Source organism: Mesorhizobium sp. P160219, from assembly GCF_057786095.1.
Genome location: NZ_JBYNWG010000001.1, coordinates 1693093 through 1717248 on the forward strand (window position 1 = coordinate 1693093; position 24156 = coordinate 1717248).

A 24156-nucleotide genomic window follows, 5' to 3' on the forward strand; every position below is an offset into this window, starting at 1 on the left:
CCGCACTTGCGGTTGCGGCGCACCAGCTCGGTCGACAAAGATCTCCAACAAAATCAATGGATACGGTAATGCCGCTCAGTCTGGCACGGCAGTTGCAGTGACCAGTACAGCAGTCGCGAGGCTGCGGAAACAACTTGCCCCGGGAGGTCGAGCTTTCGATCGGGGCGCCATGGAGGACGTCATGCAGCCAGCATTCGCTGCCGCCGAACCGCGCGGCAAGCTACCCTTTTACCGTCATCTCTACGTGCAGGTCCTGACGGCGATCGCCGCCGGCATCCTGCTCGGTCATTTCTATCCCGAACTCGGTGCTTCGCTGAAGCCGCTCGGCGATGCCTTCATCAAGCTGGTCAAGATGGTGATCGCGCCGGTCATCTTCCTGACGGTGACCACAGGCATTGCCGGCGTCTCCGACCTGAAAAAGGTTGGCCGCGTCGCCGGCAAGGCGATGATCTATTTCCTGGTCTTTTCGACCCTGGCGCTGGTCGTCGGCATGGTCGTCTCCAACGTCGTCCAACCGGGCGCCGGCATGCACATCAATGCGGCGACGCTCGACCCCTCGAAGGTCGCCACCTTCACCGAGAAGGCGCATGACACGACCATCGTCGGCTTCCTGCTCAACATCATCCCCGACACCATCACCGGCGCCTTCGCGCAAGGCGACATCCTGCAGGTGCTGTTCTTCTCGGTGCTGTTCGGCATCTCTCTCGCTCTGGTCGGCGAGCGCGGCCGCCCGGTCGTCGATTTCCTGCAGGCGCTGACCTCGCCTATCTTCCGCCTGGTCGCCATCCTGATGAAGGCCGCCCCCATCGGCGCCTTCGGCGCCATGGCCTTCACCGTCGGCAAATACGGCATCGGCGCGATTGCCAACCTCGCCTTTCTGATCGGCACCTTCTACCTGACGTCGCTGCTCTTCGTGCTGGTCGTGCTCGGCGCTGTCGCTTGGTACAACGGCTTCTCGATCCTCGCCTTGATCCGCTACATCAAGGAAGAGCTGCTGCTGGTGCTCGGCACCTCGTCCTCGGAAGCCGCTCTTCCCGGCCTGATGGCCAAGATGGAGCGCGCCGGCTGCAACCGCTCGGTGGTCGGCCTGGTCATCCCGACCGGCTATTCCTTCAACCTCGACGGCACCAACATCTACATGACGCTGGCGGCGCTGTTCATCGCCCAGGCGACCGATACGCCGCTCACCTATGGCGACCAGATTCTGCTGCTGCTGGTTGCCATGCTGAGCTCCAAGGGTGCCGCCGGCATCACCGGCGCCGGCTTTATCACGCTGGCCGCCACGCTCTCTGTCGTGCCTACGGTACCCGTTGCCGGCATGGCGCTGATCCTAGGGGTCGACCGCTTCATGTCGGAATGCCGGGCGCTGACCAACTTCGTCGGCAATGCAGTGGCGACGATTGTCGTGGCGCGCTGGGAAGGCGAACTCGACCAGACCAAGTTCGCCGCCGCCATGGCCGGCACATTGTACGAGGAAGCCGACCTGGCGCTGTCGGGCGATCTGCAGCCCGCCTGACCGCTCCGGGCACTGACGTTTGAGCACAAGGCCGCAGCCGATTTGGTTGCGGCCTTTCCTTTTCCGCCTGCACGTGGCTGGCGCTGGCCGGGCCCTCCCGGGTAGGGTGCGGACGTAAAACCGAAAGGCCGGCGCATGAGCAATCCGTACCCCGAAATCTACCTCGTCCGTCACGGCGAGACGGAGTGGAGCGCTTCGGGAAAACACACCGGCCGCACCGACATACCGTTGACGGCAAAGGGCGAGGCGGCAGCTCGCGGCGTGGCGGACCGGCTCAAGGATCTGTCCTTCCAGGCGGTGTGGTCGAGCCCGTCGCAGCGAGCCTTCAGCACCTGCACGCTTGCCGGCTTCGGCGCTGCTGCCGTCAAGAAGGACGACCTGCAGGAATGGGACTATGGCGCCTATGAGGGCGTTAAGACCAAGGAGATTCTTGTGCAGCGCCCCGGCTGGCAATTGTTCCGTGACGGCTGTCCCGACGGCGAGTCGGTAGCGGATGTTGGTGCCAGGGCCGACAGGATCATCGCCGGGCTGCGGGCAATCGAGGGCAATGTGCTAGTGTTTTCAAGCTCGCATTTCCTGCGCGTGCTGGCCGCGCGCTGGCTCGGTCTGCCACCCGAAGGCGGTGCGCACTTCGTGCTTGATACCGCGAGCCTCAGCATCCTCGGCTATGAGCACGATCTGAGCGAGCCGGTGATACGCAGGTGGAACCAGAAGTAGTGTTTCTCAGCAAGCCTGCCTCTTAACGCGCGAGCACCGCCAATTCCTCCGATGTCAGATGCCGCGCCTTGCCCTTGGCGAGCTCGCCGAGCTGCAAACCGCCGATCGCCACCCGAACCAGCCTCAGCACCTCGATGTCGAATGCCCCGAGCAGGCGGCGGATCTGGCGGTTGCGGCCCTCGTCGAGCACGATTTCCAGCCAGGCTGTGCGGCCGCCGCTGCGCAGCAGTTCGATCGAACTTGCGGTCAGCAGTTCGCCGTCGACGATCGCTCCGTCGCGAAAGCGCGCCAGCATCGCTTCGTCGGGCGCGGTACCGATCTGCACATGATAGGTCTTGGCGACATGCGAGGCCGGATCGAGCAGGCCGTTGGCCCAGCGCGTGTCGTTGGTCATCAGCAACAGGCCTTCGCTGGCCTTGTCGAGGCGGCCGACCGGCGACACGAAAGGCAACTCCAGATCCACCAGGCAGTCATAGACGGTGCCACGATCCTGCGGGTCATCGCGCGTGGTGACCTGTCCGCGCGGCTTATTGATCATCAGGTAGACTTTTGCCTCGCCGACGATCTGCTCGCCGTCGACAGCGATGCGGTCGCGGCCGAGATCGACGCGCAGCGACGGATCGCGCACCACCTTGCCGCCAACCCGCACGCGCCCTTCGGCGATCAGCAGCTCGGCCTGCTTGCGCGAACACAGGCCGAGTTTGGAAAGCGCCCGGTTCAGGCTGACGCCTGCGCTCGCGGCCTGTTGTCGGACGATGTCTGGCGGCCTTGCCATGTCCTGCTTGTCATCCCAATGATCGGCATCGACAAATGCCACGCCCCGCATTGGCTTCGCAACCTGCCGCGGCATCAACATCACGGGTCGCGGGAGCGGGGCTGTTCTCAAATACGATGTGTCAGGGGGTCGGGCTCAACAGCCCGCCATGGAACGCTGCCCCGCGACGGACGTTGTTGCCGACGAGCGATTTGTCGCGAAAGGCACCGCCATGAAGAAAATCTACCAAAAGCCGACGCTCGTGAAGCGAGGCAGGCTCACCAGCCTGACGGCTCAGATCGTCGCTTCTGGGGTCATTCTGGGGGAATGATCCCCCAGATAAGGGAAGGGATAAATCGATGAGCGAGCGCGGCGTTGATTTCCTGCAGGGCTGGATCCACGAGCACCTGCCGGGCGAACTGCCTGCCGACAAGGCAACGGCTCGAACCCTAACCACGCGAGCTGCCCTGGATGCTCGGCATTTAGGCCTTGAGGTCAGCGAGATCGAAGAGGATCTCGGTCCGCTGGAACGGGTGATTTTCGAGGCGCTGGATCAGCCCGATATCTGAGCCCCGACATCTGAGCCCCCGATATGAGGCCATTGCAGGCGATATTGGCCCATCGCCATCTTGATGGCATCCGTGGGTGCGCAGCCCTAGGCAGCCCGCGCAGCTGACGCTCCCCGTGCCGGCGGCAATTCGAACACAGTGGCGCCGTTCTCTCGGCCGCGTTCGACATAACCGATGACACGGAACCATTTGCCGACGTCGGCCCGCTGCAGCCAGCTGCGCGAGTGGATGGGAAGGTTGCCGGCCAGCGCCTGAATGTGGCGGATGTGGCGCCTGCAGAAGCGGACCGTCGCGGCGCTGAAGAAACCCTCCTGCGCGGCAAACAGCGTGTCGGCGGCGTCGCTGTTCTCGTGCCAGGCGACGATCGCCACCGTCTTGTCGCCCTCGACCAACGCGTGCGCTCGGCCTTCCTTCAAATTCATCATCAGATTGTCGTAGGCGACCTTGCTGTCCTTGCCGGCGGCCACATACTCGTCCGACATCCGCGTGGACAGATCACGGAAGACACTTTCGAGATCGCCGATCGTAGCTGTGCGTGCTCGCATTTCTCCTCCTGCAGCCCCGGCAGGCAGTTTGCCCTAGGTGGAGGGGATCACCAAGCAAAGCGAATCCGCCATTTGGCCGATGGGCGCAAAGTGATTTCATTGGGCGGGTTTATTGCGTTGGCAAATCGCTCCCGTGGAACCGAACTTGCCTCCCCCGAATTGACTCGCGATCGCGTTCGGGAGGGGAAGCATGCAAGATCAGCATTTCGATGAGCCGGTTCGCGTGGCGCTTGGCAGGTCCAGAAACACGATCTACAAGGTGGAGCGTGTCGCGCAGGCCGCTGACATCCTCATGAACCGATGGCCCGTGAAGACAGGCGGCTATCACGTCGCCGCCCGTAAAGCCTGCCTTGGCGTTCTGGAAGGCCTTCAAGAGGCGCGCTATGCCCGCGCGGCCTTCGTCAATGCGGCGATCGAGGCCGATATACTGGTCGAGCGCGACCGCGAGGGTTGAACGGCCACGGCTTTCCATCGCCTCTTTGTTTGCGTAACGTAAACTGGCAGACCGGTCGGGAGCCTTCCATGTGCAACGACTATGAGCAGCATATTCTCTGGGCTGAATATTGCCGGATGCTGGAGTTGCTGGCACTCGAGATCCCGACCCATCAGACGGAACTTGACCTGCCGCAGGTTGATGACATCCACATCAATGATCCGGCCCCGATCATGCGCGCCGCCGGCGACACCGGCGCTGTCGAACTGACGTCGATGACGTTCGGATTTCCACCGGCCGGACCGAAAGGCGGACCAGTGTTCAACTTCCGCTCCGAAGGCAGGCAATTCGCCGGCAGCAAACGCTGCCTCGTACCGGCATCCGCCTTCTTCGAGTTCACGGGCACGAAGTATCCGAAGGCAAAGCATCGCTTCACGCTCAACGGTTCGCCGTTCATGGCCATCGCAGGCTTTGGCGTGAAGCCGCCGGCAACAAGCCGCCCAGCTTCACCATGCTGACGACCGATCCTGGACCCGATATTGCGCCCTATCACAATCGGCAGGTCGTGGTCCTTCAACCTGAGAATTGGTCCGCCTGGCTCAATCTGACGAAGTCCGAAGCCGAACTGCTACAGCCGCTGCCGGCCGGCTCGCTGGGCGTGGAGACCGTGCGCCCCGAAAGTTCATAACTCGGTTGCGAGGCTTGCCGGCACAGCCGGCAGGCCGAAATCAGGAATCCGTCGGTGCGGCGCCAGGAAGTCAAGCCCTTGATGTTCAGAGAAAACTGGTGCCCAGAGGCGGAATTCAAGTGAAGAAAATACCGTTTTGCTTTCAGATACTTAGGGGAATGTTAGCCGCATCTGCTACCAACATAAATACCAACAAAATATTCCTGTGGATTGGTTCGGTTCCTGCTATTTCTCTCAATGCCTTGCACCTGCACCTTGTCTCTTCCGGTTTAGTCTACATCCTTCTTGGTCATACCTCATCATGCGGGGTCGAGTGAAGACCACGGCTGGCCAAGACGACTTAATCAGAACGGATGGCCATTGCGCCCAATATCGGGATCGCTTTAGGCGGTTTCTGAAAGCCGACATCGTGCGAAGAACAGGTGGCTATTTACGGGTCCTGAGACCTTGGCCCATACACCGCTTTGTAGGGTGGACGCGGCGCAGCGAAAAGCGCGGCCAGCCGTTCCTCATGTTGCTTGACCAGTGAGGCAGCAATAACAGGTAACTCTGCGGCGGACCGGTGTAGTCGTCGAGGTCGATCGGATTAGACTTCATGGTGCTCCGTCGATGCGTAGTAGACGGTCTCGTCCTACCAGCAGCCCAGCTTGGCCCAGTGCATTCTGGCTTTGCAGGCGCATGGCGGCAGAAATGATCTCGCGCCAGTGCCTGATACCGCCCTTGGCGATTTGGCCCTTGGTGAAGGCGAACTCCAATTCAACGCAGCCGAGAGACAGGATGTCGATTTGATGTCGGTCAATTGCGTAGCAGGCCATGGCATCGACCAACGCTGTCATATAACTGGCATAGTAGGATCGGCGCCTCGGAGGTGCCGGGCCACATCCACCCGCTTGGGCCGTCCCCAAGTCTGATATCTGTCAGGAGAGCCACAACTCGCTCCGGCTCACGATCGAAAGTCGCAATCGCTTGAAGGCCCTTTAAGCCGGCGACTACCTCGAACCCGGCCTCCCGGAGAGAGTTCTCGACGTCTCCACGATCAGCACGGAACCCGATGACATTGAAAGCCTGCTTCGTGCGCCCCAACAGTTGAACGGCTGCGAACTCTTAAGGTTCCTGGCGCGCAATAGCACTCGTTAATCCGGTGGAAAGCAGGTTGTGATCCAGCCGTTTCGAACAGGTTGCGGCAGGCGAAAAGGATTGAGGACAGCTGAACTTTGCGCGCATCATCGACGCACTGACCATTGGCCTTCGTCTCCTCTAGGCAGCGGGAACATTAGCGCCAACTAAAAGTTGGGAGCATACACGAACAGGTTCTTGATGGCACATGATCATTCTTTCAAAATGTTGATCCGCAAGCTCCAAGCCATCTCGGAACTCGCAGAATCAGACATTGCGACCTTGGGGAACATCTCGATTCAGGAGAAGAGATATCAGGCCAACGAAGACATTCTGCGCGAGGGCGATAAGCCGAGCCTTTCGTTCGTCGTTCTTGAAGGCTTAATAGGGTCGGTCAAACTAACCGGGGAGGGGAAGCGTCAAATCTCCTCCTTTTTTGTTCCGGGCGACATTCCCGACCTGCATGGTTTGCATTTGTCGGTCATGGATTGCACTTTCACCCCTCTCATGCCCGCTAGGGTGGGCTTCATGCGGCACGACGAACTTCGCGCCGTTTGCGACCAGCACTCTTCGATAACGAGAGTGTTTTGGCGCTCGACGGTGATCGATGCGGCGATCTATCGAGAGTGGGTCACCAACGTCGGTAGGCGCGACGCCTACTCGCGTATGGCTCACATTCTTTGCGAACTCATTGTTCGCCTTCGCTCGGTAGGCCGCATTGAAGATCATGTGGCCTATCTCCCCATAACGCAGGCTGCACTTGGCGACGCACTTGGCCTCTCTACCGTGCACGTGAACCGAGTGCTTCAGGACCTTAGACGCGACGGTCTGATATCCACCGTTGGCTCGCGTTTTCATGCGACCGACTGGGCCGGGCTCGTTCGCGCCGCAGATTTTGACTCTACCTATCTTCATCAAAGGGCTGCGCAGACGGGTGCCGGTTTCTGATCCTGCTGGGTCGCTCATGATCCGTTGAGCCCTCGCGATCCTCAAAACCGAATCTCCTGTAGAACCCGCACTCCAACAGGAATGTCGATCACCGCTTGAGAACTGGACCGCAGACTTACCTAGCGACGGCATGGCTTCTCAAAGATACGACCTCAGGAGGGACTCGACGAAACCTGAGCGGTGTTTGACGCGTTCACTGGCCAACCAGCCGAGGCGTGGGGCGCTCCGGCTAAATATCTGGACGAGGAATATTCCCGCGATTTTGTAAGCCTTCTGACCGTGTCGACCTGAAGCGAAGTTTCGCCGGGGGGAAATCTCTAAAGTGCGACTGCCATGGAACACGTGCCGAGCGCCGGAGAGTGTCCAATTCCCCGGTCTGTGCATCCCGGGCACAAGCTCAGCCATAGTGGAGACGCGGCTTTGGCAACGTTCCTATAAATTGAACCCCAATTCGGTCGTTCCTGCGCCACCGCAGGACTGCCTGGTAGGCAACGCCGTCGGTCGGCACGTAAACCACGAACCGCTCAGGGACACGCGATTCCACCGGGACTTTGAGCTCAGCTCCGCCACTGTTTTGGTTCCGAATGGTGCAACTGATCTCGGAGTTTGTGAATCCGCTGATGATTGAGGCGCCTTTCAGCACCCGCTGCCTCCGTTCGCGGCGATGCTCTTCATCAACCATGTGACCTCCATCGGTCACCCGCGGCCCTATATGGTACGCGCACCGGCGAATAACTGTCCATCTAGGTCGTCGCTCGTTGGTGTCTCACTTTAAAGTTTGACGACGGAGACGGACAGCATAAATGCCCGTTGCGCCGGTGAATTCGCAACGCGAACAGACCCGAATGGGCTCGTCGTATAGCGTTGTTAATCCGGCAGCAGCATCTCCTCTTCATCGGCCGCGGCTTCGAACAGCAGCCGGAAGTCATTTACCCGGCATTTTGCCATCCATCGCAGATAGGCAAGCTTCGGCCGCCAGCCGCCACTTGGGGCCACGATTGGACCACTTTTAGGAGCTCCTCCGGCGGCGGCATCAACCCGGTTGACACCAAGGCGAAGCCCCGGGCGCTCAGTCTTCACATAAACCGGAGGGTTGAACCAACGGTGGGGCATCACGCCTCTCGAACGTCAAAGGCGATGAACAGTCCCCAAACGGAGGCTGATTTGACGATCATTTCGACTAACTGGCAGTCAGTTTCGAGAAGATCGCCGCCGCGCTCACGGACCGCTACAATGGTCGCTTTGACGGAAATAATGTCGCCGGGTTGAGAGCCCAACAGGACCTCGCGGACCAGCTCCTTGGCCGTTTGCTGCGTAGGCCGAACAGGTGCTTGAATGTCCATCCCATCCTCCCAGAGAGATAGAACCTCAATCAGCTATTCTGTGGGTCACTTTCCGAAAAAGGCAAGAGTCGGAAACGTACAAAGTAGGTTCCCGCAAACACCGCCCTACGATGGCTAAATCCCGCGACAGGCGCTGATTTGCACCTCACCGTGTCAGCTGCCAGAGGCGGCCATACGGAGAGAGGACCGGCCTCCTCTCCCAAGTTCTCACGGACGAACGCGGACAACCGTCTTTCCTGCGCGTCGGTCCGTTGAGTTGAAGGTGCCGATGGCATCATCCAAGCTCGAAAGCTTGCCAATGTTCGTCCGCAGTCGTCCATCGCGGATCCGCTGCACTATCTCAGAGAGCTGAGGGCGATCAGCCTCGACGACGAAGTCAACGGTCAGGCCATCGGCAGCTCGAATGTCCGTTGGTCCAACGACTGTGACAAGGATACCTCCGGCGCGGACGAGCGTTGCGGATCGCTTCTGGATATCGCCGCCGATGACATCGAACACCAGATCGACGCTGCCTACATCTTCAAGGGTGTCTTTTGCGAGGTCGAGGAATTCATTTGCACCGAAGTCGAGCGCTTTCTGGCGGTCGGCGGCCCGCCCGGTGCCGATCACATAGGCTCCGGCCTCCCTTGCAAGCTGCGCCACCATCGAACCGACGGCACCGGCAGCGCCATGCGCGAGAACGCTCTGCCCGGCCTTGATGCGGCCATGCTGAAACAGCCCCTGCCATGCGGTTAGGCCGGAGATCGGCAGGCTAGCGCCCACCGTAAAGTCGACATCGCCGGGCAGCTGATCCAGTTCAAGCGGATCGTGATCTGGTTGCTCGTGCCACATCACCTGGCGGCAATCGCGTTTGTCGATCTGCTGACCGCAGATCGGGCATGCGTGAAATCGATCGTCACAGTCCTGCGGTTGGGTGTGGCTTGCCGGGGATAGGCGGGTCCAAGGTCGGCTATTCTAGCCATGCGCGACCGAACAAGATGCTGCGGCAAAGTTCCGTCAGTTTGGTTTTCTCAGTTGGTGAAAGACATCGCACCAAAAGCGGTAGTCATCTGGTCGACCGTCGAAATGCGCCTCCAAAGCGCAGTGCGCCACGGCGGTCGGTGCTTCCATCCCATAAAGTTCGATCGCAGATTGAGCGGCCTGATCTCTGTCGACGAGATCGGCAATCTTCAAAGCGGCGAAATCAGCGCTCCGGATCGCGAGCCTCCGTGGACCAAATATTCCCAACACCTAAGGGTGACTATATGATCCCCTCATGGCAACTCTGCGGTACGACGAAAGGCAGGAACCGGATGGGACGTGGACGGTATTCGACGTGTTCACCGGGCTCCCGGCTATTGTAGCGGGCCACCCATCTGTCGACCTTCCCGACATGGAGTATGCCGAAGAGCTGGCCGCCATCCTGAATGCCAACGACCTGAAGCAGAGGCTATCTCACGGTAGGTTCCCCGGAGGGTTCGCCTGACCGAAGTGGCATTAGCCCCCGATCGTATTGCCCATCCAGGTTGGTTCGTCCGATCCGAACAAGCAATTGTTATTGATCTACCGGCTACGACGGTTTTAAGTCGACTCGCCATTGCTTTTCGTAGGGAGGACGTGATGGGCAACGTGGTGCCAATCTGCAAGGCCGCGCCTTGCGTGGAAGTGGTCGGAGCCAGTGGCGAATGGGTCGTCCGCATCATTGAAACTGACCAGGAAATTACACGCTCATTCGCCCTGGAATCGTTCGCACTGGCCTTCGCAGAAGGCCAGCGGATACGCCTGCATCTCGACAAGGTTGTGCGGCTTTAGGACCCTCCTGCGGCTGGGTACCCTCAGGGCCGCGACGGTGATGGCCCATTGTTCCATTGCTGGTGAGGCTTGCGGTGTGACGTCTCTGTCGTCAGCCCGCGCGGCCGGAAGGGCGGCAGGCTTTTTATTGGTTGAGATCGAGCGGCTCGTGATCGGGCTGCTCGTGCCACATCACCTGCCGGAAGTCGTGTCGGTCTACCTGCTGGCCGCAGATGGGGCACGCATGGAAATGCTCCGGCCAGTCAGCGTCATGTGGCTTGCCGGGCTTAGGCGGTCCAAGGTCAACAATTTTCGTCATCACCAACGAACACGGCGACCCGGCAAAAGTTCCGGGAGGTGTGTGTGCATGCGTTCGAAGGGCTGACAACAAGACCCCCACGCCGGAAGGTGAATGATGATCGCGACGCTAGCCTAGCCATTCCCCAACGGCTCGGACAAATCCGGTTCCCGGCGGCGTTCCCGTCGTTCTTCAAGGAACAGCTTCGGTGTGCTCGTCCCACTCAAGGGGCGTTGTCCCGCGCTCTTGACGAAACTTTCCAAACTCCTTGCGCAGGTCGGCAAGGTCCAATGCCCAAAGATGCTCACTGCTTCCGGGGTTCGACAAAGCGCTCACCAGTTCCGTCCGCTCTCTCGGAATTAAGTTGGCTTCGCGGTTGAGCCTTCAAGGTGGCATTGCGAGATAATTTGCTCGCTTGCTAATATGCCTATACTTAGGCAGAGGAGTGGGGGTCTCATATCTTCCCGCAGTGGCCGGTGCGGTTAAGCCCCACAAGCACCCCCAACTGCACCGGCCATGTCCCACGGCTGGGTATGGTCTTTGCGCTCGGCATATCTTTTCAAGAGCTTCCGTGAAGCCTGACGCGAATTTGTTGCTGCTGCGAGCCGCACCCCCCGTTTGGCGGAGCTTCGTATATCTCTCGCTTTACGACGATCTTATCCGAAGTGATTAGGCGAGCTAGGCGCTTCGAGCTGCCACTACCTCGTAGGCGTCCAAAGCTTCTTGGTGTGCCGATGCCGAAAAGCAACCCAGCGGCCGGTCCATAAACGGCCAGCAAGTCGAAGTCCTGGGCTCCATCCGTAGGATGGGTCGACGAGCGGGTCGAACAGTGGCGCGCGCGCCCCCGAGAGGAAGAGGGAATGTCTTATAACGGAGCGTCCGCAAGTGTCGGACGCTGACCGGGCTGCCCAGCGCAACCCTGCTGAACCCGACGCTTTGGTGTCACTTCCAAGTATACCCTGATGTGCAACAACAACATATGCGCAAATCGAAAGCCGTCCGGCTTACCGGTCAAGAACGGGAGCGCCGCTAAGACGAAAAAGCATCTCGCTGTAGGGTAGCCGAGCAAGGATCTTGCCGTGGTTGGCAATTGCCGCAGCTGTCATTCCTCTACATAGGAGACTGACGCCCCCTTGGGTTCGTTGGCAGATGGCATCCGGACTGTCAACGAGATGCAGATCCGGAACCCCATATACTATGGCAGTTACACCCTCAGGAATGGCTCCGATCGGTTGAACTACCAATATGCGCACACCGAGCAGCCACCCTATGATGATGGCGGCTACGCAACCAGTGCAGCCAAAGACGCCGAACTTCTTCATCGCATCGCACCTATTCCCCGCATCCCATCATAGTACCTGATGGCGTGATGGTGCATTCGTTGCCTTCAGTGTCCACGGAATGAGTTCCGGTGCTGTCTCTCCAGGAGCGAATGGAGTAGGAGTTTCCTTCGCTATCGCTACTGGTGACCTCTTGGCCTCCGTTCGGAAAGCGAAGAGTTTCGGTGTCAATCGAATAGTTATTCCCTTCGGTATCGTACGATCTCACATGTTGATCCCCATTTTTACCGGAATAGGAATCTGTGCAGACCCTGTAGTCGCTTTCACCCAAGCAATCAGCGTATGCGGAAGCGGTGCAGCCGAGTAGAAATGCTGCCGTCAATCCGATGACGCTTACTTTCATTGAATTTCCTCGATAAAAACACTAAAGCCCCATCAACAGTCATAACGGCTCTGGGCGCGAGGAACCGCAGCGGCTAGGTATCCTTGAAATTAAACCGCCTATCAAGCCAATCTGCGCCTCTGAAATATACCGCACTCGAGTGCCACGAGTTATTCAAGGTAAGCGTCCAGGCCCAAAGGCTTATGGATACAAGTGCACCAATCCACCCGTACAGCAGAGCTGCCGCAAAAAGCGACGGGGTCGACATAACGAGTATCCACCACTCCCAAATGAAGCGCAGGGTAATACCGACGCAAAAATAAACGGAGATGAAGAGTATAATCCCGACGACGACCCCTATAAATTCCATTATCCCGCCAGTATTTTTCTTTTTTGCTGTTCGAATTCTTGATCTGTGATGATTCCGTTCGCCTTCAAAGCGCCGAGACGCTCAAGCATTGACACCACGTCGGTACCCTGCGGTTGATTGTAGACTGGAGCTGGCTGCCTTCTCTGCTCCAGTGCATCCCTAACCTTATTGACGAATTTGACAACAGTCTTCTTCCAAACGTTGCTGATGTGCCGCTGCGAAGCTCCGTCTTCGATGGTGATCGAACCAAAGATGAGCCCCGTTTTGCCGCTAACAGCATTTACCTTGTCAAGGCCTATGCTGGCCTGCTTCAGGCCGTAGATCATTCCTTTGTCGAGAAAGATGATACGTCGGTCTGTCAGGGTGATGAGCCACGTGTCGCCGTCCATGAGCCCAGAAGTGAATGCCAATACCTGCTCACCGTCTGAAAGAATCTCCGGAAGGTGATTTAGCTCTTTCTTTGTAAAAAATTGATCGTCGCCGATTTCATCGGCGATACGTTTATACTCAATTCGAAGCTCCGCCTTGGACGCATTTTTAAAATCGAAGGTCATATTCTCTCCAATCGCTATCCGAGTCAGCAGCGCACAGATTGTATTTCTAAGATTTAGGCTAGGTTATCCCACCGTGCGAACGGCTTTCGTAATTTTCAACCAATCTGATGTTCTATTTTGTTTGAAACGCCGAGATATGGGAGCTTCGTGCAAGGTGGCTAGATGAAAAGAAGCCACCACATTCGGCGCGCTTGGAGCAGCTTGTGCACTCGTTCAAGTACGCATTTTTCCAGTCACTAATCGACCGCTTTGCATACTTGTGGATAGACGAGTCGAGAAGACAGAGCTGGTGATTGTAGACTGAAACATTGATCCTAGCCGCAGCCAGATATTGCACAGCCGCCCGCAACTCACTTCGATAGTCGTACGGGTCCATCCAGAGCTTATCCATATTTGCCCTTGTGAAGCCAGTGATCTCCAGTCCCATAAACGTCACGTGGTCTACGAAGGTGAGGTTTCTAAAAACGAAATCTGACAGGTCGACGAGACCTTCATAGGTCTGCTTGTGAACGACAACTCGTATCTCAACCTCACCCCCGACGGCCTTCAGGTTCATGATCCCGCGGATGGTCTCATCGAAGGCGCCTTTGGACTGAACCACGTAGTCGTGAACTTCCGGGTCGGCGGAATAGATCGGTATGCCGACCGAAAGACGAGGATGTCCAATCCCTTGATAGCGCTCTGCGAATTGCCGATCCTTGAACGTCCGGCCATTGGAAAGAATATGAACCGGCGTAGACGGAAGGTGGTCACGAGCTGATGACAAAATGTCAAAAAAGTCCTCACCCACCAGCGTTGGCTCACCGCCAGTGATCCCGAGAAACGGGGTCGTTACGGGCAGCAGGGGCAGCACATCCAAAATCTCCCTCGCCAACCAGCGATCATCAACGTCTTTGGGTGGCTGGGAGCACATCAAACACAGGTGGTTGCACCGCTCCGTTACGAGGAAATAGTTCGCGTTGGCATCCTTTCTGAACAGGACACGCACTGCCTTCCGATCCGGCACAAAGCGGATGACGTCTCCTTCGCTAAGGTAGTCGAACTCGTGGGGCAAAACGATCAGTCGTTGGCTCGAAAACAGTCGCGCTGCTTCCGCCTGATGCTCTTCAAAGGTAACAACCCACTGGCATTCAGGATGGGCATTCTCGCCCGTGAAAAGATACGCATCATGCTCCGGGTTAGGCGCTTGTTCAGCTTGGCCCGCCACGAGCCTAAGTGCCACTCGCCGTGAGAAATCACCGACGCTTGCTGACGCAGCGAAGCCACTCAGTCGCAACATCCTAATTCGCCCAACTTAGAAAGAGTTCTCGAGCGGTAACGTCTCTCTCCATAAGGTCGATCAGCCTTTTGAAGATCGACATGTTGCGATTGCAGAATCCCGAGCGCGTTTTGAGACCAACAAAGTCGCCCTGCGTTGCGGTATGGAATACTGGGTCAGAGCCACAGAACGGCTCGTAAGCGCAGTCGGCGCACATCGGTACTGACCCGGCAAAAGATTGCTCGATAGGATCGAGGAGAGCGTCAGACCCAAAAATCTCGCCGTAGGTGTTTTCGTGGACATTCCCGAGTAGAAATGTCTTGTCGCCCATTTCGGCCAACATTCGCGCTTCGTCGGACGCGTAGACGCTGGCGTCGTAGTTGTAGACGACCGCGGAGATGCCGATGCCTGCCGGGCTCATAAGATCCACATATCCTGGCTCGAAAGGCGTGAGCATCTTTGTGAGGATAGTGGCTGCGTAAAACTCCTTGAAGGGAATACCATTCCGGTTCAGTTCCAGGATGTAATGCAGCCCGTCGAAGTAGAAATCGAGCCAGCGGTCCACGTCATAGGCTGCGTACAATTTCGTCTTGACCGCGAAGCCGTAAGGGGAAAGCGGGCGAAGAAATATTCCGGGGAAATCTAGCCGGACATATTCGTCAATGATCTCGCGCGCCAGTGGAAGACTGGCTTTGGTCGTTGTCATAAGTGCGCTGACGCGTTCATGGCCGAGAGCCAGTCTGGCCTTGTGGATACCTGCCACAGCCAATTCGTAGCTGTTCTTTCCCGGGCGCGGTCGATTGGCATTGTGAAGAGTGGCCGGTCCGTCGAGCGACGTTGAAATTAGAATCCTGTGCACGCGACAGAATTCCAAGATTTCGTCGGTGATGACGGCGAGATTCGTCGTGATGACGAATTGCAGCGACCGCCCGGCGACCTTGTTGATCGCTTCAGCCCGATGCACGACGTGTTGGATCAACGGGAAATTCAGGAGCGGCTCGCCGCCTTGGAACTCGATCTTGATAGCCGGACTTGGAGACTGGAAAATGAGCGCCAACGCCTTCTCGGCAGTCTCCTCTGACATATCGAAGGCTGAACGATCTTCGCTTTGGCGAGATACCTGACAGTAGGGGCAGGAGTGCTCGCACCGCAAAGACACGACCATGATGTGAAGCGAGGTGAAGTTCTCAAGCCTTCTTGCCTTGGTCCGAACCTTCAGCGCCAGCAGCTCCTTGCCGATATTGGAGGATGCATCAAAGAGGAACTGCCTGCTGCGCAGGCGGGAGTAGGCGGGGTGTGTGCTGGGAAGCTCGTGCCTGATAAACGAGGCCAGCACGGCGCGCGGCAATACCAGATATTCGCCCGCTTGGTTGGTCAGCACATACCGCTCGTCGTCCAACTGGGAAAAACGAAAGTACGCGAGCTGATAAGTGTCGTCCAACGGTCGTTGGAACTCAGTTGCCGGAGCAAACTTAGTCATCGGACTGCAGGCCCGATCTGGAAAACGCAAGCGCCAGTATCGCGTTTCTAACAGTGGCGGTTTCGGCGGCGATGCTGCTACGCAGGTCCTGATCCAAGACCTCTAGCCGCAGTCTTTCTACCGCTGCGTCGGCCGAAGTTCGCGCGGCCGCCTTGCTGAAGTTGATCGTGCATACTGCGAAGCCGCCCTCGATCGTGATCTCAACCGCAGCGTTGCCGGTTACCCGATACGCTGCGCGCTTTACACAGTCGAGGCTGAAGACTGACAGATCAAACTTGACTTGGGCAGTCTGGACGAGCTCGCTCTCGCGAGGGGTGTCCGCCATCAACAATAGCTGTAGCCAGAGCAGTGAGACCCGTGACTAGCATGGCTCGAATGGCTGGTGTGGTACGCCATGATAACGTCCGTACCATTTGAGCGATCTAGCACCTCACCGTAGCCGAGGTCCGCCGGGACAGTGCCAGCTTCAGCGAGCTTGGTCGAAGGCTGATTTGCCGATTCGACAAGGACTGCAGCCTGAACTTGGCCGCCGAGAATCATCGTGGCCGACAAGGCCATTGGTGACAGGAAATTGCGTTTCGACATTATCCAAACCCCCGTTTGTACGGACTCATTAGCAAAACGCGCCAAGCCGGACAAGTACCGATTGTGGAGAAGTGCTTAAGGGACCACTAATGTTCCGGGTCAAATACTTGTATTGTGGAGTTGACGGGGTCCGTCTTCTGAGCGCAATCGATCGCAGAAGCGGCCCGACGATGCTCTTTTGCAGCCGCTTCGGCTGCCGCCAGAAGGCGCTCGGATTTCAGCCCGAGACAGCTGTTCGGAAGGTTTGGTTCTGGGCCATTGGCGATCTCCGCTTGATGGGGTTCGCCGCAACGCGGACCATAGTCCTACATGCCACGCTGCCTGACCTCCTGGCCTACTCTCACGGGAGCGATAGGGCCAGGCGCCAAGCGCCACCATCAGGAGGGAAGCGGTCGTGCCGACCATGTCTCGCGCCTGTAGCGTCGCGGGCGCCGCATCAAGGAAGCGGGCTACAGCGCTGCGGCCTGATACTGGACTCCCGGCTTCAGACGATGCATTCTCGCCTCGGGGAAGGGATCATGGGCAATTCTGTTCATGCCAGGAGGTTGCAGAGGCGACGGCCTTGGTGGCGCTCGCTTTTCCGCTATCGTCTCGCCGCCGTTCTGGTGATGCTCGGGGCGACTTCCGCGGGCTATCTTGCAGTCGGCGACGATCGGCACGAGCTGCCGCGCGTTCACCATGGCGGCGATTCGTCGGCCAGCAACGCGGCTGTCCGCGAGGCGGGCTGCGATATCAAGGGCAACATTAACGAGCGCGGCGAGCATATCTACCATATGCCGGGGCAGGAATATTACTCTGCTACGCGCGTCAACCCAGCTCGAGGAGAGCGCTGGTTCTGCTCACAATGGGAAGCGTGGTGGGCGGGCTGGCGGAAAGCGAAAGTGTAGCCATTGCCTTTAGACTACACCTTCAGTTGCTCGATGCGCGTGCTCTTTATTGGAAGTTCGAACATCGCGCCGCCCGCGACAATTTCCGATTGCTTTTCGATCGTGCACCAAAGGGCGAGTAGCCGCTCCATTTGCTTGACGACCGGAGCCTTGTAGAGGCCTTCGAAAGAAAAAACCCGACTAGCCGAGAGCTTCGAAATGCAGCATATTCGACCTTGTTCCGGGTAATGCGTCGATCGCCAGAGATGACGATCCAACGCCCCCTCCGTGCTCAGCTGGCCGATCCAGGCCACATCTTTCACGCCGGGGCCGAACTTCTCTCTGATATGGACGATCTCATGCTCCCCGGCGAACAGGGCATTTAGCGAACGGGCGAGAGCGGGCGACAGGTTTTCGTCGACCAGGGCTTTCACGCGGCACTCTGAAGGCTCTCTTCGAATTTCATGGCGTCTCTAACAGCGGTAGCTGAGACATCGAAAAGGCGCGCCACCTTTTCCACGGATCCTTCGGCTTCTACAGCTTGCGCAAGCGCCACGGTCGGGACGCCATATTTGGAGGCGATCGGCTGACCGAACGAACGATGCGGGTCGATCACGATGGACTGCTTGCCATTGAAGGGCCGCCAGCGCGCCACCGCGTCATCCTCGATATCCAGGTCTTTGAACGTCCGCTCTATGACCTGGCGGAAAACATACTGCCGCCTCTTCAGGTCGAGTAGCTTGGTTTCACCGGAACGCTCTATTCCTTCGAGGAAGATCGTTCTGCCGTCAGTCTGGAAGCGCCTGGTTGAGAACGGGCGCTCGTCATTGACACACTCACGTGCGTACTCGATGCAATTTCTAACCGCCAAAAGGCCGACGCCGGCCCCTGTGAATGCTTTGACAAAGCGGAGCTCGATCAGGTCATGGAATCCGATCTCGAGATGATTGTCGATGATCGGCCACTGCGATGACCATAGCGGCGCGATTCGATGCTCAACTTCTTCGCGGCGGAGGTGTAGCCCTTCATCCACCTCGAAATATTGAGCGCAGACGTCCCTATCAGGCGCGCGGCCCCTCCGACGGTGTAGGAGCCTACCCCGAAGAATTCTGCGTCTTGAATGTTCTGGCGTACCGACATGCCGGAAGAGTTATCCACTTTCATAGACCGTGCAAGGGGTCACTGCCGCCGTCCAGCTGGCGGCAATGTATCTATCGGTCGCATCATCAGGATCGCAGAGGAGTGCACACGGTAGCCTGTGAGCAAGTTAATTCTGCCGCCGAGGATTACGGCTGAAACACCATCGAAGTTTCGTCGATCTGAAAGGTGCCCTCGACCCGGACATTCATCGATGCGCCTAGCGTTGTTCGATAGGGTTTCTCGGCGTAGACCACTAGGGCCACCTCGAATTCAACAGGGACGATCGCCGGCGCGCCATCGTGAAAAGTGATGTAGACCGTGACATCGACGAAAGGCGGTCGCGAATTCCGGTCCTCCCATCCGTCTATGCGCACAATGCCTTTGATGGCCTCCTCACCCGAATGGCGTGCCAGTTGCTCGCCTGAGACGTTAATTCTGGAGATCGACATCCCGGCCGCCATCCGGCCAGCATCCATCCGGACGTCAAGGACGTCGGCTGGGACTTCCAGTTCACGATGTGAATGACGGCGTCCTCGAGGCCGTTTTTCACATGGGTCGCACTGAGCGTTGCCGGCGCGTAGCCCGGTGCGAATTCCGTCTGTCTGCGCTGCCCCCGCAACTGACCTAGCAGCGGCCTGATCGCAACGGCGGCCGCACTCGCTGCCATCCATCCGCTTGCCGCACCGATCCATTCTCGGGCGCAAATGGCGCCGCCTTGGCCATCTCGGCAGATCGTCGAGTAGTCGGGCCAATGCCTTCCAAGCAGGAATGCAGCCAGAGCGACGCGGCAAAGCCCATCGGGACGCGCCAGCCTAGGTCTTCCTCCCCCCGCTGCATGCCAGACGTATTGTCCTTGGGCATCGCGCCGCTCCATCGGCGAGGCGTCAGTTCGTCTCGTCGACGATACTGTCATAGTCGCGGCCGATCAGTAGCAGCACGAAGCCGCAGGGCACTGTCACGCTGGTGAGGGCAATAAGGCCGAGCCATCCATAGTCCGGCTTCGCAAAATAGTAGTACCAGCTAATCGCCTGCACCAGCGGAGACACGATCAACATCCAAGCACCCCATTTGCCATCCGTGTTGAGCCGGATCGTTGTCGTCGCCCGATATCTGATTGCCATGCGTATGCCCTCCCGTTCCTCAAAAGGCAGCTTCGCGCCGGTTGAGCGCGAACGCAAGCGCCGGCCCGGCTACGGCTTTGCGAGCCTCACGCCGGCGCCTCCTCCATTCTGCGGAATGAGCTCAACCCCGGCAGCCTCCAGAGCGGCCTGCAGGTCGACCAACGTGCGGTCGTATGGCGTCCGCTTGCCAGCTTCGAAATTGGCAATGGTCGTCTTGGCCACCTGGGAGGCCGCTGCCAGCTGATCCTGCGACCATCCAACAAGCGCCCGGGCTGCCCGGCATTGAGATGGCGAAAGTGTCATTTAGTCAAACCTTACATTAAAGTGACTGTACGATACGTGCAGCCTTATACCATTAGTGCAACGTTATCGCAAATGCAGACCCAAATGCCTAACACCCCTCTTCTGGAGGCCGGCGAAGCTATGGCCGCTGCCTTCCCTTAGAAGATTTTCCCGCGCCCTGCTCGGTGCCATCGCCTCTATTCCGGCCATAAGAGGCGCGGCCGCGGCGCATGTCTCGCCGCAACCGGCGCCTCTGCCCTCCGAGGAGGAACTGCTGCAAGCCTACAGTGAGTGGCTGTTCTTCGAACGTCTGCTGCTTATGCGCGACATCTACCCTCGCGAGCGCAACCCCTACCGCCAAACAGCCCTCGTGCCCTGCAACACTCTTGCGGCGCATTACCATTTCCCGCTACGATGACCGAGAGTTGTAGCCCGACATGGGAAACGGTGCCCTCGCCAGCCACGCGTGCGCTGCTCGTCTTGCAGACTGTCGGCGTTGACTTCAGGCCGCTGAGTGAACGGCAATGATCTTTCGTTCAGAAGGAAACTGCCATGCGAACGACCGAAGGTGATCGACCGCCTTCCGGCTGGTTTGTGGTCGACGTGATGCGCCGCGAAGCCCGGAAGTGGGACTGGGCGGCGCTTGTGACCGATACGCATCCTGACGATCTAGAAGCTCGGATCTTTGCGAAGCAGTGCTGGGTCCCCATTCCCGGCAAGCACCGAAACCGAGATGCGGCTTGGGATATGTTCGAGGCGATGTCAGCCACGCGGCACTGACTGACTTTCATTCCGCAGAAGAGAAACGAACAGCCCGCTGCGGCTGGTGGCGGGTTTTTCATGTCGCGTTTCATGTCGCGTCCATCAGCCGCGCACCAGTAAAAACCGTTGGAAACCAAGGATACTCAGTTGCAACATGGTGCAACATGAGCTGAATATTACAGAAACAAGCGGTGCCCAGAGGCAAGTAGGAAATGGCTGTGCTTTCAGATCTTACCACGCACATAGCATGCGGACAACCAACAGAAATAGCAACAATAGATTCCTGTGGGTTATTTCATTCCTCCCGGAATGTCCGACTGATTTGGTCCGACAGCGGCTTCACGAAATAGGAAAGCGCCGTACGCTCACCCGTCTGGACCATCGCTTCGGCCGGCATACCGGGCACGAGCGTCAGGCCCTTGAGCTTCGTCAGTTCCGCCTGCGGAACCGACAGGCGCACCAGGTAGTACGAAATGCCGTTTTTTTCATCCGTCGCCAGATCGGCTGCGATCCGGCTGACATATCCGTTCAATATCGGCGTGGTTCTCAGATTGAAGGCTGACATCCGCAGCACGGCCTTGTGACCAAGCTGGATTTGGTCGATGTCCTTCGGGGTGATTCGTACTTCAAGCGCAAGATCGTCGCCTTCCGGCACGATTAGCATGATCGGATCGGCGGGCGTGATCACTCCGCCGACCGTATGAATTGCGAGTTGTTGAATGGTGCCTGACTGCGGCGCGACGATATCGATCCGCCGCAGTTCCTGTTCAACCGCCACCTTGCGCTCAACATACTCCCCCACCTGCGCCTGAACCTCTCTGAGCTCCTGGCCCACTTCCGACTTGAAATCCTGATCGATCTGCGGGATCTGCAGGCGCGTTTCGGCAATGCGGGCTGCCGTCTGTGCCTGATCTGCGATCTTCTCACCGCGTTCGCCACCGAAAGTGGCAACCTGGATCTTCAGGCTGTTCAACCGTTGGTCCGAGACAATGCCTTGGTTGCGCAGCCCACTTAGAACAGCAATTTCCTTTTGGAGAACCTCGATCATTTTTTCACAGGCAATTTCCTGCGCCTTGAGTCCTTCGATCTCGTGGTGATATTGAGTAATGCGTTCCGCCAATTGCGCCTGCTTCCCGTCGCGGGATTGCCTGCGGAATTCGAACAGCAACGTCTCGCTCTCTATTGCCGAAGCTACGTCCGGAACATCTCTTCGGGCGAGTAGCCAGTCCGGGAAGGGGATTTCCGCGAGATCGTCACGCTCAGCATCGAGTCGTGCCAGGTAGGCGGCCAGCTCATCGAGCCGCTTGGTGACTATGGCGAGATTAGCGCGCGCCTGGGTGGCATCGAGCCGCATGAGGATGTCGCCGGCTTTTACCTTGTCGCCTTCGCGCACCAGGATTTCTCCCACCACCCCGCCAGTCGGGTGCTGCACCTTCTTGACATAGGAAACGACGACAAAGTGTCCGGACGCTACAACCGCACCGGAGAGATTCGTGAAGGTCGCCCAGGCTCCGGCTCCTCCCACAAAGATCACGCTCGCCAGAAAGCCCGCCACCAGGTGGCGGCGAATGGAGCTTGAAACGTCATTGTTCTGATCAATGCCGGACACCGGTATCCTCCATGTCAGCGCGCTCTGCCACGTTATCCTGTGTAGACTCGATGGCCTTCAGGACTTTGGAACGCGCACCGAATGATCGCTGCCGTCCACCTTCCATCACCAACACCAAATCCACGGCGCGGATGACGCTCGGCTGATGGCAGACAACAACCGCAATGCCCTTGCGCTCGCGCACGGAGGCGATCGCCTTAGCGACTGCAGCTTCGCCTTCCGCGTCGAGATGAATATTGGGTTCATCCAGCACAACAAGGAAAGGGTCTCGATAAAGGGCACGGGCAAGACCGATAAGCTGGCGCTGCCCGGCGGAAAGTGCCGATCCGACCTCACCAATCGGAGTTTCGTATCCGTGCTCAAATCGGAGGATCAGTTCGTGCGTGCCCGCTGCTTTCGCCGCGGCGACAATAGCCTCAGGGTCAGGATCATGTTCAAAACGAGCAATGTTTTCGGCAATGGTGCCGTCGAACAGTTCAACACCTTGCGGCAGATAGCCGATATGACGGCCTAGTGCTTCCCGGTCCCATTGATCGAGGCTTGCGCTGTCGATGCGAACCTTCCCGGCGACCGGCGTCCATGCGCCGACGATGGCGCGCCAGAGTGTCGACTTGCCCGAGCCCGATGGACCGATGACCCCGAGTGCACTTCCCGCCTGAATGGCAAACGCAATGCCGGTCACGGTCGGCTTGCTTTCGCCGGGCGGAACAATTGTCACGCTTTCGAGGCGCAGTTCGCGTTCAGGTGCAGGCATAGGCACAACAGGAGCGGTTTCAGGAACCTTTTCCAAGAGGTCCTCCAGCCGCGCCCAACTCTGGCGCGCCATGAGGAAGGGTTTCCAGCTTGAAATGGCCAGATCGACCGGAGCCAGCGCACGCCCCATCATGATCGAACTGACAATCATGACCCCGGCCGTAGCCTCCTGCCTGACGACAAGGTACGCACCGACGGTAAGAATGGCCCATTGCACCTGCAGGCGCAAGTCGGCATTGCAACGCGCTGCTTGCAGCAGACCATTGCGTGCCATGTTGTGGGCAACGGTATCGCTTATCGGCCCTTGCGAGAGAGTGTTGGCAAGGAGTGTCAGAGATGTGAGACCGACCGCCCCGATAAGTGCCGTCATGCCGATCCAGAAATGAAGGAGGAAGCAAATGCCAAGATAAAACAGCATCCATGGCAGATCGAAGAACGCTGTCGGACCGTTTCCACCTAAGAAGCCGCGAACATTGTCGAGATCGCGAAGCGGCTGCAAGCCGTCGCCCGGCATGCGCGTTGAAAGCGGAAGGCGAACGATCGCATCGTGAACGCGTCCGGAAAACTGTCCATCGAAACGCTCGCCAATCCGCAGCAGCACGCGGGCGCGCAAAATGTCGAGCAGGCATTGGAACGCATAAAGCCCCGCAGCAAGCACGACGAGCCCCACCAGCGTGGATACGCTGCCACTTGCCAGAACGCGGTCATAGACCTGAAGCATGAACAGCGGCGAGATCAGCGCAAGCACGTTGACCACGCCGCTGATCAACACAATGCCCCAAATCGCGGAAGTCAGAGGGAAGGGTCTCAAAGCTGAATCCTTTAAGGAATGGTTGTCACGTAAGTCTCCGCAGCTGGCGACCCAGCTCCCTATATTGCTCCCCGACCGGCAACCGACTGCATCCGCTCGCTGGTTCAGGATCAGTGCTCCCGCCGAATATGTTTGGTCCCGGCATTTGATGGAGCGGGTCAACAACACCGTCCGGCTGAAGGTTTGGAAGGGATTCATCCTGGTCG

At 58.3% G+C, this 24156-nt stretch carries 27 protein-coding genes and 3 pseudogenes; 11 read left to right on the forward strand and 19 right to left on the reverse strand.

All coding sequences use genetic code 11. From position 1 onward, the window contains the following. The first annotated feature begins 181 nt into the window (after positions 1 to 181). Together AC3EMP_RS08250 and AC3EMP_RS08255 are read left to right on the forward strand one after the other, a co-directional pair. Positions 182 to 1516 (forward strand): dicarboxylate/amino acid:cation symporter, encoded by a 1335-nt coding sequence (locus tag AC3EMP_RS08250; protein ID WP_488494603.1) that lies wholly within the window; start codon positions 182 to 184, stop codon positions 1514 to 1516. A 135-nt stretch (positions 1517 to 1651) separates the two neighbouring features. Then, positions 1652 to 2233, forward strand: a complete 582-nt coding sequence (locus AC3EMP_RS08255; RefSeq protein WP_023711385.1) for a histidine phosphatase family protein — start codon at positions 1652 to 1654, stop codon at positions 2231 to 2233. 22 nt (positions 2234 to 2255) lie between these two features. Here the strand turns inward: AC3EMP_RS08255 and AC3EMP_RS08260 are convergent, their stop codons facing one another. Then, a complete protein-coding gene (locus AC3EMP_RS08260; RefSeq protein WP_023730995.1) occupies positions 2256 to 3008 on the reverse strand; it encodes a pseudouridine synthase in 753 nt (250 codons plus the stop codon). A gap of 148 nt (positions 3009 to 3156) precedes the next feature. Between AC3EMP_RS08260 and AC3EMP_RS08265 the strand changes: the two genes are divergently transcribed. Both AC3EMP_RS08265 and AC3EMP_RS08270 read left to right on the forward strand, forming a co-directional pair. Then, positions 3157 to 3318, forward strand: a complete 162-nt coding sequence (locus AC3EMP_RS08265; RefSeq protein ID WP_023669672.1) for a hypothetical protein — start codon at positions 3157 to 3159, stop codon at positions 3316 to 3318. Positions 3319 to 3346: 28 nt separating this feature from the next. Continuing rightward, positions 3347 to 3556, forward strand: a complete 210-nt coding sequence (locus AC3EMP_RS08270) for a DUF768 domain-containing protein (protein ID WP_023669673.1) — start codon at positions 3347 to 3349, stop codon at positions 3554 to 3556. 86 nt (positions 3557 to 3642) lie between these two features. On the opposite strand, the gene AC3EMP_RS08275 is transcribed toward AC3EMP_RS08270, so the two are convergent. Continuing rightward, positions 3643 to 4101, reverse strand: a complete 459-nt coding sequence (locus tag AC3EMP_RS08275; RefSeq protein WP_352710421.1) for a hypothetical protein — start codon at positions 4099 to 4101, stop codon at positions 3643 to 3645. Positions 4102 to 4291: 190 nt separating this feature from the next. On the opposite strand from AC3EMP_RS08275, the gene AC3EMP_RS08280 reads away from it, so the two are divergent. Next, positions 4292 to 4555, forward strand: a complete 264-nt coding sequence (locus AC3EMP_RS08280) for a DUF982 domain-containing protein (protein WP_352710423.1) — start codon at positions 4292 to 4294, stop codon at positions 4553 to 4555. A 116-nt stretch (positions 4556 to 4671) separates the two neighbouring features. Further along, a pseudogene (locus tag AC3EMP_RS08285) lies at positions 4672 to 5222 on the forward strand (SOS response-associated peptidase family protein). Between the two features lie 593 nt (positions 5223 to 5815). On the opposite strand, the gene AC3EMP_RS08290 reads toward AC3EMP_RS08285, so the two are convergent. Further along, positions 5816 to 6058, reverse strand: a complete 243-nt coding sequence (locus AC3EMP_RS08290) for a patatin-like phospholipase domain-containing protein (protein WP_023750013.1) — start codon at positions 6056 to 6058, stop codon at positions 5816 to 5818. A gap of 481 nt (positions 6059 to 6539) precedes the next feature. On the opposite strand from AC3EMP_RS08290, the gene AC3EMP_RS08295 reads away from it, so the two are divergent. Then, positions 6540 to 7286 (forward strand): Crp/Fnr family transcriptional regulator, encoded by a 747-nt coding sequence (locus AC3EMP_RS08295; RefSeq protein WP_352710425.1) that lies wholly within the window; start codon positions 6540 to 6542, stop codon positions 7284 to 7286. Positions 7287 to 7683: 397 nt separating this feature from the next. On the opposite strand, the gene AC3EMP_RS08300 is transcribed toward AC3EMP_RS08295, so the two are convergent. From AC3EMP_RS08300 to AC3EMP_RS08320, 5 genes and pseudogenes are all read right to left on the reverse strand, one after another. Then, the gene (locus tag AC3EMP_RS08300; protein ID WP_352710427.1) at positions 7684 to 7968 is read right to left on the reverse strand and encodes a PilZ domain-containing protein; all 285 of its coding nucleotides are present in this window, start codon (positions 7966 to 7968) and stop codon (positions 7684 to 7686) included. Between the two features lie 185 nt (positions 7969 to 8153). Continuing rightward, entirely contained in the window at positions 8154 to 8399 is a 246-nt protein-coding gene (locus tag AC3EMP_RS08305) for a DUF982 domain-containing protein (protein ID WP_352842872.1), read from the reverse strand. Next, entirely contained in the window at positions 8399 to 8629 is a 231-nt protein-coding gene (locus AC3EMP_RS08310) for a hypothetical protein (protein ID WP_023669678.1), read from the reverse strand. The genes AC3EMP_RS08305 and AC3EMP_RS08310 overlap by 1 nt, the downstream gene beginning before the upstream one ends. Positions 8630 to 8836: 207 nt before the next feature. Next, positions 8837 to 9424: pseudogene (locus AC3EMP_RS08315) on the reverse strand (zinc-binding dehydrogenase); the annotation flags it as partial. A 201-nt stretch (positions 9425 to 9625) separates the two neighbouring features. After that, positions 9626 to 9859 carry a hypothetical protein gene (locus tag AC3EMP_RS08320; RefSeq protein ID WP_023699541.1) on the reverse strand — a complete coding sequence of 78 codons (234 nt, stop codon included), beginning with the start codon at positions 9857 to 9859 and terminating at the stop codon, positions 9626 to 9628. Between the two features lie 25 nt (positions 9860 to 9884). Here AC3EMP_RS08320 and AC3EMP_RS08325 point away from each other — a divergent pair, with 25 nt between their 5' ends. Next, entirely contained in the window at positions 9885 to 10094 is a 210-nt protein-coding gene (locus tag AC3EMP_RS08325) for a hypothetical protein (protein WP_023672260.1), read from the forward strand. A 134-nt stretch (positions 10095 to 10228) separates the two neighbouring features. Then, positions 10229 to 10420, forward strand: a complete 192-nt coding sequence (locus AC3EMP_RS08330) for a hypothetical protein (RefSeq protein WP_023672259.1) — start codon at positions 10229 to 10231, stop codon at positions 10418 to 10420. A gap of 2308 nt (positions 10421 to 12728) precedes the next feature. Here AC3EMP_RS08330 and AC3EMP_RS08335 read toward each other — a convergent pair. From AC3EMP_RS08335 to hxsD, 4 genes are all read right to left on the reverse strand, one after another. Beyond that, positions 12729 to 13283, reverse strand: coding sequence for a PH domain-containing protein (locus tag AC3EMP_RS08335; RefSeq protein ID WP_023672256.1), 555 nt, complete (start codon positions 13281 to 13283; stop codon positions 12729 to 12731). A 112-nt stretch (positions 13284 to 13395) separates the two neighbouring features. Further along, positions 13396 to 14562 (reverse strand): His-Xaa-Ser system radical SAM maturase HxsC, encoded by a 1167-nt coding sequence (hxsC, locus tag AC3EMP_RS08340; protein WP_050596049.1) that lies wholly within the window; start codon positions 14560 to 14562, stop codon positions 13396 to 13398. Between the two features lies 1 nt (position 14563). Beyond that, entirely contained in the window at positions 14564 to 15982 is a 1419-nt protein-coding gene (hxsB, locus tag AC3EMP_RS08345; RefSeq protein ID WP_352710429.1) for a His-Xaa-Ser system radical SAM maturase HxsB, read from the reverse strand. A 31-nt stretch (positions 15983 to 16013) separates the two neighbouring features. Next, positions 16014 to 16346, reverse strand: coding sequence for a His-Xaa-Ser system protein HxsD (gene hxsD, locus AC3EMP_RS08350; RefSeq protein WP_023672253.1), 333 nt, complete (start codon positions 16344 to 16346; stop codon positions 16014 to 16016). Positions 16347 to 17124: 778 nt separating this feature from the next. On the opposite strand from hxsD, the gene AC3EMP_RS08355 reads away from it, so the two are divergent. Then, positions 17125 to 17493 (forward strand): sunset domain-containing protein, encoded by a 369-nt coding sequence (locus tag AC3EMP_RS08355; RefSeq protein WP_023750018.1) that lies wholly within the window; start codon positions 17125 to 17127, stop codon positions 17491 to 17493. 14 nt (positions 17494 to 17507) lie between these two features. Here the strand turns inward: AC3EMP_RS08355 and AC3EMP_RS08360 are convergent, their stop codons facing one another. The 5 genes and pseudogenes from AC3EMP_RS08360 to AC3EMP_RS08380 all read right to left on the reverse strand — a co-directional run. Continuing rightward, positions 17508 to 17906 carry a PIN-like domain-containing protein gene (locus AC3EMP_RS08360; RefSeq protein ID WP_488362111.1) on the reverse strand — a complete coding sequence of 133 codons (399 nt, stop codon included), beginning with the start codon at positions 17904 to 17906 and terminating at the stop codon, positions 17508 to 17510. Next, a complete protein-coding gene (locus tag AC3EMP_RS08365; protein ID WP_352710431.1) occupies positions 17903 to 18505 on the reverse strand; it encodes a hypothetical protein in 603 nt (200 codons plus the stop codon). Before AC3EMP_RS08365 ends, AC3EMP_RS08360 begins: the two co-directional genes overlap by 4 nt. 253 nt (positions 18506 to 18758) lie before the next feature. Then, positions 18759 to 19073: a hypothetical protein gene (locus tag AC3EMP_RS08370; protein WP_155924075.1), complete on the reverse strand. Its 315-nt coding sequence runs from the start codon at positions 19071 to 19073 to the stop codon at positions 18759 to 18761. A 423-nt stretch (positions 19074 to 19496) separates the two neighbouring features. Then, the gene (locus AC3EMP_RS08375; RefSeq protein WP_023672248.1) at positions 19497 to 19733 is read right to left on the reverse strand and encodes a hypothetical protein; all 237 of its coding nucleotides are present in this window, start codon (positions 19731 to 19733) and stop codon (positions 19497 to 19499) included. Positions 19734 to 19808: 75 nt separating this feature from the next. Next, positions 19809 to 20036: pseudogene (locus AC3EMP_RS08380) on the reverse strand (helix-turn-helix domain-containing protein); the annotation flags it as partial. A gap of 531 nt (positions 20037 to 20567) precedes the next feature. Between AC3EMP_RS08380 and AC3EMP_RS08385 the strand changes: the two are divergent. After that, a complete protein-coding gene (locus AC3EMP_RS08385) occupies positions 20568 to 20795 on the forward strand; it encodes a hypothetical protein (RefSeq protein ID WP_023672245.1) in 228 nt (75 codons plus the stop codon). 277 nt (positions 20796 to 21072) lie between these two features. Here the strand turns inward: AC3EMP_RS08385 and AC3EMP_RS08390 are convergent, their stop codons facing one another. Beyond that, entirely contained in the window at positions 21073 to 22386 is a 1314-nt protein-coding gene (locus AC3EMP_RS08390) for an HlyD family type I secretion periplasmic adaptor subunit (RefSeq protein WP_352513607.1), read from the reverse strand. After that, the gene (locus tag AC3EMP_RS08395; RefSeq protein ID WP_488362110.1) at positions 22373 to 23908 is read right to left on the reverse strand and encodes a type I secretion system permease/ATPase; all 1536 of its coding nucleotides are present in this window, start codon (positions 23906 to 23908) and stop codon (positions 22373 to 22375) included. The genes AC3EMP_RS08390 and AC3EMP_RS08395 overlap by 14 nt, the downstream gene beginning before the upstream one ends. Positions 23909 to 24156: the final 248 nt, after the last annotated feature.

Coding starts and splice junctions, on each gene's coding strand:
- AC3EMP_RS08250 (WP_488494603.1), top strand. CDS start 182: ATGCAGCCAGCATTCGCTGCCGCCGAACCGCGCGGCAAGCTACCCTTT.
- AC3EMP_RS08255 (WP_023711385.1), top strand. CDS start 1,652: ATGAGCAATCCGTACCCCGAAATCTACCTCGTCCGTCACGGCGAGACG.
- AC3EMP_RS08260 (WP_023730995.1), bottom strand. CDS start 3,008: ATGGCAAGGCCGCCAGACATCGTCCGACAACAGGCCGCGAGCGCAGGC.
- AC3EMP_RS08265 (WP_023669672.1), top strand. CDS start 3,157: ATGGAACGCTGCCCCGCGACGGACGTTGTTGCCGACGAGCGATTTGTC.
- AC3EMP_RS08270 (WP_023669673.1), top strand. CDS start 3,347: ATGAGCGAGCGCGGCGTTGATTTCCTGCAGGGCTGGATCCACGAGCAC.
- AC3EMP_RS08275 (WP_352710421.1), bottom strand. CDS start 4,101: ATGCGAGCACGCACAGCTACGATCGGCGATCTCGAAAGTGTCTTCCGT.
- AC3EMP_RS08280 (WP_352710423.1), top strand. CDS start 4,292: ATGCAAGATCAGCATTTCGATGAGCCGGTTCGCGTGGCGCTTGGCAGG.
- AC3EMP_RS08290 (WP_023750013.1), bottom strand. CDS start 6,058: ATGACAGCGTTGGTCGATGCCATGGCCTGCTACGCAATTGACCGACAT.
- AC3EMP_RS08295 (WP_352710425.1), top strand. CDS start 6,540: ATGGCACATGATCATTCTTTCAAAATGTTGATCCGCAAGCTCCAAGCC.
- AC3EMP_RS08300 (WP_352710427.1), bottom strand. CDS start 7,968: ATGGTTGATGAAGAGCATCGCCGCGAACGGAGGCAGCGGGTGCTGAAA.
- AC3EMP_RS08305 (WP_352842872.1), bottom strand. CDS start 8,399: ATGCCCCACCGTTGGTTCAACCCTCCGGTTTATGTGAAGACTGAGCGC.
- AC3EMP_RS08310 (WP_023669678.1), bottom strand. CDS start 8,629: ATGGACATTCAAGCACCTGTTCGGCCTACGCAGCAAACGGCCAAGGAG.
- AC3EMP_RS08325 (WP_023672260.1), top strand. CDS start 9,885: ATGGCAACTCTGCGGTACGACGAAAGGCAGGAACCGGATGGGACGTGG.
- AC3EMP_RS08330 (WP_023672259.1), top strand. CDS start 10,229: ATGGGCAACGTGGTGCCAATCTGCAAGGCCGCGCCTTGCGTGGAAGTG.
- AC3EMP_RS08335 (WP_023672256.1), bottom strand. CDS start 13,283: ATGACCTTCGATTTTAAAAATGCGTCCAAGGCGGAGCTTCGAATTGAG.
- hxsC (WP_050596049.1), bottom strand. CDS start 14,562: ATGTTGCGACTGAGTGGCTTCGCTGCGTCAGCAAGCGTCGGTGATTTC.
- hxsD (WP_023672253.1), bottom strand. CDS start 16,346: ATGGCGGACACCCCTCGCGAGAGCGAGCTCGTCCAGACTGCCCAAGTC.
- AC3EMP_RS08355 (WP_023750018.1), top strand. CDS start 17,125: ATGGGCAATTCTGTTCATGCCAGGAGGTTGCAGAGGCGACGGCCTTGG.
- AC3EMP_RS08370 (WP_155924075.1), bottom strand. CDS start 19,073: ATGGCGGCCGGGATGTCGATCTCCAGAATTAACGTCTCAGGCGAGCAA.
- AC3EMP_RS08375 (WP_023672248.1), bottom strand. CDS start 19,733: ATGGCAATCAGATATCGGGCGACGACAACGATCCGGCTCAACACGGAT.
- AC3EMP_RS08385 (WP_023672245.1), top strand. CDS start 20,568: ATGCGAACGACCGAAGGTGATCGACCGCCTTCCGGCTGGTTTGTGGTC.